This window comes from Parafilimonas sp., assembly GCF_047606085.1.
Taxonomy (GTDB): domain Bacteria; phylum Bacteroidota; class Bacteroidia; order Chitinophagales; family Chitinophagaceae; genus Parafilimonas.
Window position 1 is genome coordinate 1 of sequence record NZ_JASGEX010000043.1, and the last position, 8,080, is coordinate 8,080.

Annotated in this window: 7 protein-coding genes; all 7 read right to left on the reverse strand. The window is 36.2% G+C overall.

All coding sequences use genetic code 11. From position 1 onward, the window contains the following. On the reverse strand, positions 1-291 hold a 291-nt coding region (locus QM629_RS03745; RefSeq protein ID WP_415157333.1), incomplete at its 3' end, for a hypothetical protein. A 30-nt stretch (positions 292-321) separates the two neighbouring features. After that, on the reverse strand, positions 322-1,416 hold the full coding sequence (locus QM629_RS03750) for a YbjQ family protein (protein WP_415157335.1): 1,095 nt from the start codon (positions 1,414-1,416) through the stop codon (positions 322-324). A gap of 259 nt (positions 1,417-1,675) precedes the next feature. Beyond that, positions 1,676-2,248 carry a DUF1990 family protein gene (locus QM629_RS03755; protein ID WP_415157337.1) on the reverse strand — a complete coding sequence of 191 codons (573 nt, stop codon included), beginning with the start codon at positions 2,246-2,248 and terminating at the stop codon, positions 1,676-1,678. A 241-nt stretch (positions 2,249-2,489) separates the two neighbouring features. Beyond that, the gene (locus QM629_RS03760) at positions 2,490-3,797 is read right to left on the reverse strand and encodes an Ig-like domain-containing protein (protein WP_415157339.1); all 1,308 of its coding nucleotides are present in this window, start codon (positions 3,795-3,797) and stop codon (positions 2,490-2,492) included. A gap of 232 nt (positions 3,798-4,029) precedes the next feature. Next, on the reverse strand, positions 4,030-4,572 hold the full coding sequence (locus tag QM629_RS03765) for an AAA family ATPase (RefSeq protein ID WP_415157341.1): 543 nt from the start codon (positions 4,570-4,572) through the stop codon (positions 4,030-4,032). Between the two features lie 334 nt (positions 4,573-4,906). Beyond that, positions 4,907-6,481, reverse strand: coding sequence for an outer membrane beta-barrel protein (locus tag QM629_RS03770; protein WP_415157343.1), 1,575 nt, complete (start codon positions 6,479-6,481; stop codon positions 4,907-4,909). A gap of 14 nt (positions 6,482-6,495) precedes the next feature. Continuing rightward, positions 6,496-7,806 carry a hypothetical protein gene (locus QM629_RS03775; protein ID WP_415157345.1) on the reverse strand — a complete coding sequence of 437 codons (1,311 nt, stop codon included), beginning with the start codon at positions 7,804-7,806 and terminating at the stop codon, positions 6,496-6,498. Between the last annotated feature and the right edge of the window lie 274 nt (positions 7,807-8,080).

Here is an 8,080-nt window from a genome sequence, read left to right on the forward strand (position 1 = left end):
CCTTGTGTCGAGCCACTTATGAAAGCTGTTTTCCCGTTTAATTTTAAGTCCATATTTTATTGTCTGCTCGTTGTTTTTTGTCTGTCTGTTGATGTTTGCACGGTCGCTCGTAAAATGGCTACTAACGTCCGGCGGCTTTGTGCAGGCGTGGGAATAGAATTCCGTCAGCCCATAACCACTGCTGATTAATAATTTTTTGTTGAAGATAAGTACAAAAGCCGATAGATGTTTGTCCCCGCTGGAACTAAAGCTGATAGTAGCACAATTGCTGATGTTTATTCCGTCAGCCACGCTTGCACAAAACCGATTGTTGTGCGTTCGTTATTCTACGTACTCAGAAATCAGTTCAATTTTTTGTCCGATGTAACTGCCTGCGGCTGTTGGTTTCATTTCGTTCTGCTTAAAACCGTAGATGTCTTGTCCGCAACCGCTACAATAAGCATTTATGTCATTAGTCTTTCCACACTCACAAGCCCATACTTCCTTTTCTTTTGATGATAGTAATTGTTTCTTCATTGTCCGTGTACCACGTTCTACAAAAGTTGTCTGGATATAGTCTCGTATTGTTTGTAAGTCTTGTATGTCTTGCTTACTGTAAAAAGATTTGTCGTATGTAGCAGTACGAACACCACGTTTTTGTGTTTGAAAATTGTCGTTCTTTAACAAATCCATGCTTCGCTTAAAATCAAACAGATTCAACTCCTTTATAACCCCCGAAAGCTTCAATGCTATTTGTTCGTTTTGTTCGCTAATACCATTGTACAAAAGAGCTAATTTTTTTTGTTCGGGTAGTGCATCAATATAGCCAACAAGCAACTTGTAAAACTTTTCAGAAGTTTCAGGGCTTGTTTGTTCGTATTGTATTGTTTCCGAAAATTTTTTCAAAAGAAACGGAAACACTTCATCAACTTGGTTTGTCGTTATGAAATTCCAAATGTCATCGTTAAGTGTCAAGCTGTCCGAGTTGGCTTTTTCAATGATTGACTTTTTACTTCTCAACATGTTAATCCTGTCCACGCCAACATTTTCAAGTTTTTCGTTAGACTTGGGCAGAATGTTTTTCTCGGAAACTTCTTTTTCAAGTATGATAGCAGTGCCAACCGCAGTTAGCATGAACATAGATTTACCTTTGCCAGATATTTCATCCATATCAATATTCAGTCCAACAATACAGTTTGCTCCAATTTCATATGCAGCATATTTTACCCTTTCAATTGCTTCGTTGTAGAGGGAAGCCAATTGCTTTTGGTAAGTCTGTGAACGTCCACCGAATACATCCGACAGTCCTCCTAAAAAGTCACTGAATAAATTTGTGCCTGCGACAATGTGAGCAGAAACAGGTTTGAGGTATCGTTTTATTCTAAGTCCGTCTACCGAAGATGTTGTAACAACTAAAACGTCTTTTGGATTTGCCATGTCAAAATTTTGATTTGAAGATTAGGGTGTGTCTGATTATAATGACGCACAACGGTTTCGGCTTGGCGGTCGGGCGGGCATTTGAAAAACGTCAGCCGACAACCGAAGCTGAACAAAGTTACAAAAGTTGATGATAAGAACTAAAGCCAAATTAGTAACGTCAAGCTGGAACAAAAGCCTATAGTAGCACAGAAGTTGAGGACGTATTCTTGTCCCCCCGACTGCCGCCAAACCGTATGTTGTATGCTGCCCATTTTTGTCAAGAATTTTCCAATTGTCGCTTAACGTTTAAAAGTCCTTGTTTTGTACAAAATGTTTGGTAAGGAACAGAGAAAATCGGTCCTACAAGTTTTGTCAATAAATTACCTGGCGTTGAAAAAGTATGCACTTTAAAAATTGTTTTTAAGTTGTCTGTGTTTTCAATGGTAAAAATTGAAATTCCTTTTTCAACATGTCCTTTCAAAGTTTCGTAACTAAAACCAATTTTAGTCGGTTCGTTAATAATGTTGTTTATCCTTACTCCAAAAATTATTTTCTGTGAAAATTGTCTGAATGGAGGAATGTATGCCTGTTGAACGATTGTGTCGCCTATTTGCATTTGTCTTTGTTCTGTTGTCCACTGAGTTAAAAACGTCATTATATTGTTCGGAAAAATTTTGTAGTCAAACAAAAAATTGCTGTCTAACTCTTGAAGTTTTTTGGGTGTGTCAATTTTAATGATTGTTGTTTTTTCCGTCAGCTTTGTTGTGTCATAAAGCATAACAGGCTGTTGCTTTAAATACGCAAGGTGTTGTGATAGTTTTTTTGCTTGGTCTGTTAGATAAATTTTCATTGATTTTGAGTAAGCTGGTCGCTCGGGTAGCATACAACGGTACGGCTTGGCGATGTGGCGGTATTCCGTGATTCGTCTGCCCGGTACCGAAGCTAAATTTATAAATAAAAGTTCATTGTTTATTCTATTGCCCAGCGTTATTCGTCAGATGGAACTGAAGCCGAACAGCGAACAAAAAGCCGAGGATATATTCGTCCAGCCGCCATATTGCCAAACCGATTTGTTGTACGCCGTTTTTTTGTCACGGTTTGGTTTTAAATTTTATTGTATAGTCTTGTAAAAGTGGGTAACCATCCGATGAATTAAAACTTCTGTTTGTAATTATAAATTCATATTCATGATTAGGTTTTAAAACAATATTGACACTAAATTTTGTTCTGTCATCTGAAAAACCAACTACTCCTGTTATCGGATAGAAGTCTTTTCCACTATTGCCATAATTAATTGAATATCCTTTGCCCATTGGCTTTGAAAATACAATTGTTATTTGTTTTAGTGAAGTATCAACCATTGTATCACCATTGTTGAATGGCTCTAAGTTTAATAATTGAGGTTGCTTTTCTCGAAAAGATAACATCAATTGTTCCTTGTCAATTGGTTCTGTATAATACCTTGACTTCTTTAAAAACCCTTCTACTGCTGATGTGTCTGAATAATTCAATTCTATGATTTCTTTTATGGCTCGCTTTTTATTTTTAGCATTAGCATAATATGACTTGCATATTTCGTATCCCATAAAATATCCTAAGTCAGCAACAGTTTTCGTGTCATTTCCATTATACAACCACTTATCATAAGCAGTAGTAAACATATCCTTCTTGAATGTTTCTTTCAATTCTTTTTTATGTTGCTGTCCATACGTTATATAATTTCTTTGCAGTGATTTTCCAATTACTAATTCAGCCATAAAATCACAAGACCCTTCCTTTATTGCCTGTGCTAATAAATTATCGCTTTCTCCGTTTTGCTGTGTATGAATATATTCATGGACATTTAAAGAAACAAGGTTGTCTGAACTTTGTTCCTTGAACACCCCGGCTAACCACTTATTGGAAAATTCTGACACATTGGTTGTGGAATCTCCTGTAGCAATCTCCGCACCTATTAACACCATGCTATCCGTTGTTGTTCCGCCTGAACGAAGTCCGCCAATAGTGAAATACATTTTAGCATTCTTCAGTTCGGGGTAGAGTATTTTAAGCTTGGCAATGCTCCCCTCAATATCTTTTGTTTTGTTTTTTACCTGTAATGTTTTTGGTCGAATCGAAGTCCAGAATTCAGGATATTTATTAATCAGCTTAATATAAAGTTCAGTCGAGTAATTTCTTGCTTTCATAAACGATTTCAATCCAGGTGTCCCTTTGTCAACATAGATTGTTTGAACAAAATGCGCTTGCTTGACACTATCAGTTGTTGATTTGACACTGTCATAAGCAATCCAAAAGTTATCAATGTCTTTCGTGAAAACTTTTTGTTCAGTTACTGATTGAGCAATTGAAATATTTGTCAGTGTCAAATAAAACAAGATTGCTAAAAAAAGTCTATTCATATCTTTTGAAAGGTTGCTTTAAAATGGCGTACAACGGTATGGCTTGGCGGTCGGGCGGGTATTTGAAAAACGTCAGCCGACAACGAAAGCCGAGTAAAGATAAAAAAGCTGAGAATATAATCCTCGGCTAAATTTATAATGTCAAGCCGGAACAAAAGTTGATAGTAGCACAAAAGTTGAGGATATATTCTTATCCCCCCGACTGCCGCCAAACCGTTTGTTGTGTGCATTTTTATTTATCAGGCAAATGATTTAATACAAAAGTTATTCTATTGTCCACCGTAGTTTTAGGCAATTCAACTATGTCGTAATTATGTTTCAAGTACCAATTACATAGTTGCTCAAAAACCACAATTGATTGCTCAAATGTTTGGTCTCTCTCAGCGTCAGTTTGATATATGTCCTTCCAAGGCGGGGCTATAAACACCTTGTTGTTATATCGGTGTGTTTGTAAAATATCCTTTTTTAAATTGTACTCATTTATGTCAGAAGTAGCGATTTGCCAAGCACTGTCAAGAAAAGAACGGTCAAAAAATAAAATTGAGATTACGTCATTATTGTTTCTAAAATTTAAGTAATCTGTATCAAAAATATCCTTAGCAAATGATAATGGGTCTGGTCTGGGGCTTTGTCCTAATGCAAGTCGGTTCTTGATTATTTGTCTGGCAGTCTCTGGCACAAATGAATAGCCTTTTGTTGAAAGATTTTCAAGTAAAGTCGTTTTGCCTGCACCTGGCCCACCTGTAATTATGTAAAAATTATTTTTTGTCGTCATTGAATGATAAAATCTTCAATCATAGGGATTTTCACAATTGCACACAACGAACAGGGCTTTGTGCAGGTGTGGCATTCATTGAACGTCAAGCCCGGAACAAAAGCCGATTGAAAAACTAATGATGAAGGTAACAACTAAAAGCCAAATTACTAACGTCCAGCCGGAACCGCAGCTCAGTAGCGAACCTGCTGCCGATGCTTATAACGTCAAGCCACACTTGTACAAAACCCCATGTTGTATGCCGTTAAGATTATTCAACCATTTAAGAACTTGAAACTTTATGTTGTAATTATCATCTGAAACTACATTTTCGACAAAGCAACATTTGAAAAAATTAAAAATATATTCCTATACCTCCAGTTATTTTATTCTTTTGTTTAAAAGTATACCAATCAGAATTATCTGCATACTTAGCTTTTAGAATTTTGTCATTTAGCCCGCCTAAAACATCATATTGCACATTAAAAGAAAGATGCCTTGATAGGTCAAGCCTAAGACCGCAAATCATTCCCCACTCCAATTTTTTAAAATGGTCAGTTATATTATATGCTGTTGATATTGAATTGTAGCCTGTGGTGCTTGCATCGCTGTCAAATGAAACTTGCTTTGCCGTTGCAGAAAACATGTAATCTGCTTTAACTCCCCATTGAAAAAAGACACCACTCAGAGCTCTTGCCGGTCCTAAGCGAAATAAACGAACACTTAAGGTAGGTGCTACTCTTATGGATTGAAATTTTAACATGGCTACATTGCCGTCAAAAGTCACTGTCGGGTCATAGTTTTGATTTATTATCATTGGGGAGGAATATGTTACGTAGTAAAGTCCAACAGAAAATAGACCTCTTCTTGTTTTATCACCAACACCAAATGCGTCGACAGCCCATTCAAAATTAAGCCCAACATTATAGCCTGTTGGCTGTTTTATTTTTGATAGGATAGGCTGGGTTGAACCATAACCATCTTGATTTTCAAACTCTGAAAGTTCAGCAAAAAAGTCTCTGGACTCTATTGCTCCATAAAGACCAATTGAAAAACGATGATGTGTAATTGAATTTGCTTCTTCTTTGTCGTTGGCTTGTCTATTTGCCCATTTTGTAGAATCTGCTTTTCTATTGGCTTCTCTTATCTCTTGTTGTTCTTCAGGAGTTAAACTATTCCAATAGTCTTCTTTTTTTTGCTTATTGGCTTGAATTGTTGAGTATATATCTGTAGCCGCCCCAATTAAAGCATTACCAGCATTAAGTATTGCCTCATTTTTTTGTTGCGTGGCATTTGTTGCGGAAGTATTTGTCTGAGGATTTTGATACGGTATAGACGTAATATTGTTGTTGGTGGAATTACTGTTTGTAATAGAATTACTATTTGTTTGACCTTGATTATCGCACCAATTATTTGTTTCTAAAATGCCTGAAGCATCAGAGTAACAAGAAGCAGAGCCATTAATGGCTTGACAAACTTCTTTGCCCATTTGCGCTTGCAGTTTAACTAATTCACAACCTCTGCGCTGATTTTCGTTATAGCGTTGTGTATAATTAGCTTGGCTCTCACCCGAAATAGTTTTTAATTCCATATCGCTTGCTTTGTAAACAATGGAACGAAAATATTTTGCCCCTTTATAATTGGCGGGTATTTCTGTAGATTCACCAGGAAGAATGGTGGCAAGCTCATTGCTAATTCCATTTTTATTAGGTCCTGAAGCATCACAACAATTTGGGTATATATTGTATGCTTCAAGTTTGTACGAACTCTTATTTGTTATTACTATGCTGGATGATGATGAATTAAATGAATAGCTTACAAAGCTACTTACAGGGCTGAAAGACGGTGAAATAATTTTTCCGTTTACTTGTGCATATAGGTTGAACTGAAACAGAAGTAACAGGCTGATGAAACTTATTAATATTTTCATAATTATTTGTTTTATTATTTTAGACTTTGTTTGAGTTTGGCAAGTAATACTTGTTTATCTTTTACTACCGATGCGTCCTGATACCCGTTAATTGATTGCTGGTAAATCATGCTCACATTTTCAATTCCATATTGTAGTATTTTATTCTTTACGGTCTTATTTGAAGTAGGGTCGCTATCTAAAAGTTTAAACAAATCGTATGCTGCATTGCCCTTTTCAAGCAATGCGCCTGAATAATAGGTATTATAGTTTGATGTTTCAAAAATTTGGGCATTCCTCAAGACATTATCCCGGTAATATTGGTCTGTTTCGTCAATTTGTATTTGATTATTACTAAGGTACCCATAACCATATGCGCCCGGCGATAGATAACCAAAACACAAAGCCATACCATTCCCATAATTCTGTACATCTTCAATAAATTTTTTGAAGTAGTTTTTTTGTTGCTCACTCATACCAGTGGTTAGTTCGCTTGGAATGGCTGCTTTCATACTGGTTAATTGATTGTCGCTGGCATTCAAAACAGTCTGAATTGCTGTTTTGTATTTATTTGGGACACTTGAAAATGGAAATTGATTGGCTGATAAATTATTAGCAGTGACAGTTTCGTTAGAATTATTTTTATTTTGATTTTCATTGATTAGTGTATTTAGTTTTTCCTGATTGTTGTTTGCTATTTCAAGTTTTTGGTCAATGCTTGCAATTTGTTGGCTAATTCTATCCAATGTAATAGAAGTATTATTTACAAGTGAAGTCCGTAATGAAATTACTTGTTTTACTGCATCTTTTAAATTGAATGCGTATTCCTTTAAAACACTACCGTAATTGTCATACGGATTAACAGGTTTCCCTTTTAAAATTACATCTAACCTTTTTTTTGCTTCGAGAAATGCTTCAACATAACTACCGGCTTTATTGTAAACCTCTGATGTTTCGTCCGTCTTTTCCACAATAGTGGATTTGCTTGAAGTTGAAGCATCTGTAATAGCAATAGGACCTAATGCGTTAAAATGAGTAAGAATATCATCCTGTACTCGCCCTTTGCCGAAGAAGCTATTAATTTTTAATTCATATTCTTGTTGGATTTTTAATTTCTGCATTACATCGTCAGCAGAATTTCCCTCAATTGTTCCCCAATAATTGTTCCCTGACTTTGGTATTCCTTTTTTGTACAAGCGTACCTGCCATACATTTACATTCACTTGCGAAGGGTCGCCATTTTCTACTTTGGAAATACTGTTGCCGTTTTGAACATAAAATGTTGGTTGGGAAAATAAATTGAATGATAGAAGCAGGGCTATCAATACAAATAAGAAGCGTGTCATAAAATTTTAACTTGGTATGAAAAGATTTTTTGCAAGAATAAATGTTTATCCATTCATACACACCCCGTGTTTTCACCGTTTTTTGTACCGTAATTTACCCGTTGTTTTGTCCTGCCTGCACATGTGGGGTGTCTGCGAATGGCATACAACGGTTTGCGGCTTGGCGTTTGTGGCGGCATTTGAAAACCGTCAGCCGAAAGTAAGCACTAATGTTGATAGTAGCACAAAAGTTGAATTACTTCCGTCAGCCGCCATAACGCCAAACCGATGTTAG

What these genes read in the sequence shown, in the direction of transcription:
- QM629_RS03750 (WP_415157335.1), bottom strand. Translation starts at nt 1,416, where the DNA reads ATGGCAAATCCAAAAGACGTTTTAGTTGTTACAACATCTTCGGTAGAC.
- QM629_RS03755 (WP_415157337.1), bottom strand. Translation starts at nt 2,248, where the DNA reads ATGAAAATTTATCTAACAGACCAAGCAAAAAAACTATCACAACACCTT.
- QM629_RS03760 (WP_415157339.1), bottom strand. Translation starts at nt 3,797, where the DNA reads ATGAATAGACTTTTTTTAGCAATCTTGTTTTATTTGACACTGACAAAT.
- QM629_RS03765 (WP_415157341.1), bottom strand. Translation starts at nt 4,572, where the DNA reads ATGACGACAAAAAATAATTTTTACATAATTACAGGTGGGCCAGGTGCA.
- QM629_RS03770 (WP_415157343.1), bottom strand. Translation starts at nt 6,481, where the DNA reads ATGAAAATATTAATAAGTTTCATCAGCCTGTTACTTCTGTTTCAGTTC.
- QM629_RS03775 (WP_415157345.1), bottom strand. Translation starts at nt 7,806, where the DNA reads ATGACACGCTTCTTATTTGTATTGATAGCCCTGCTTCTATCATTCAAT.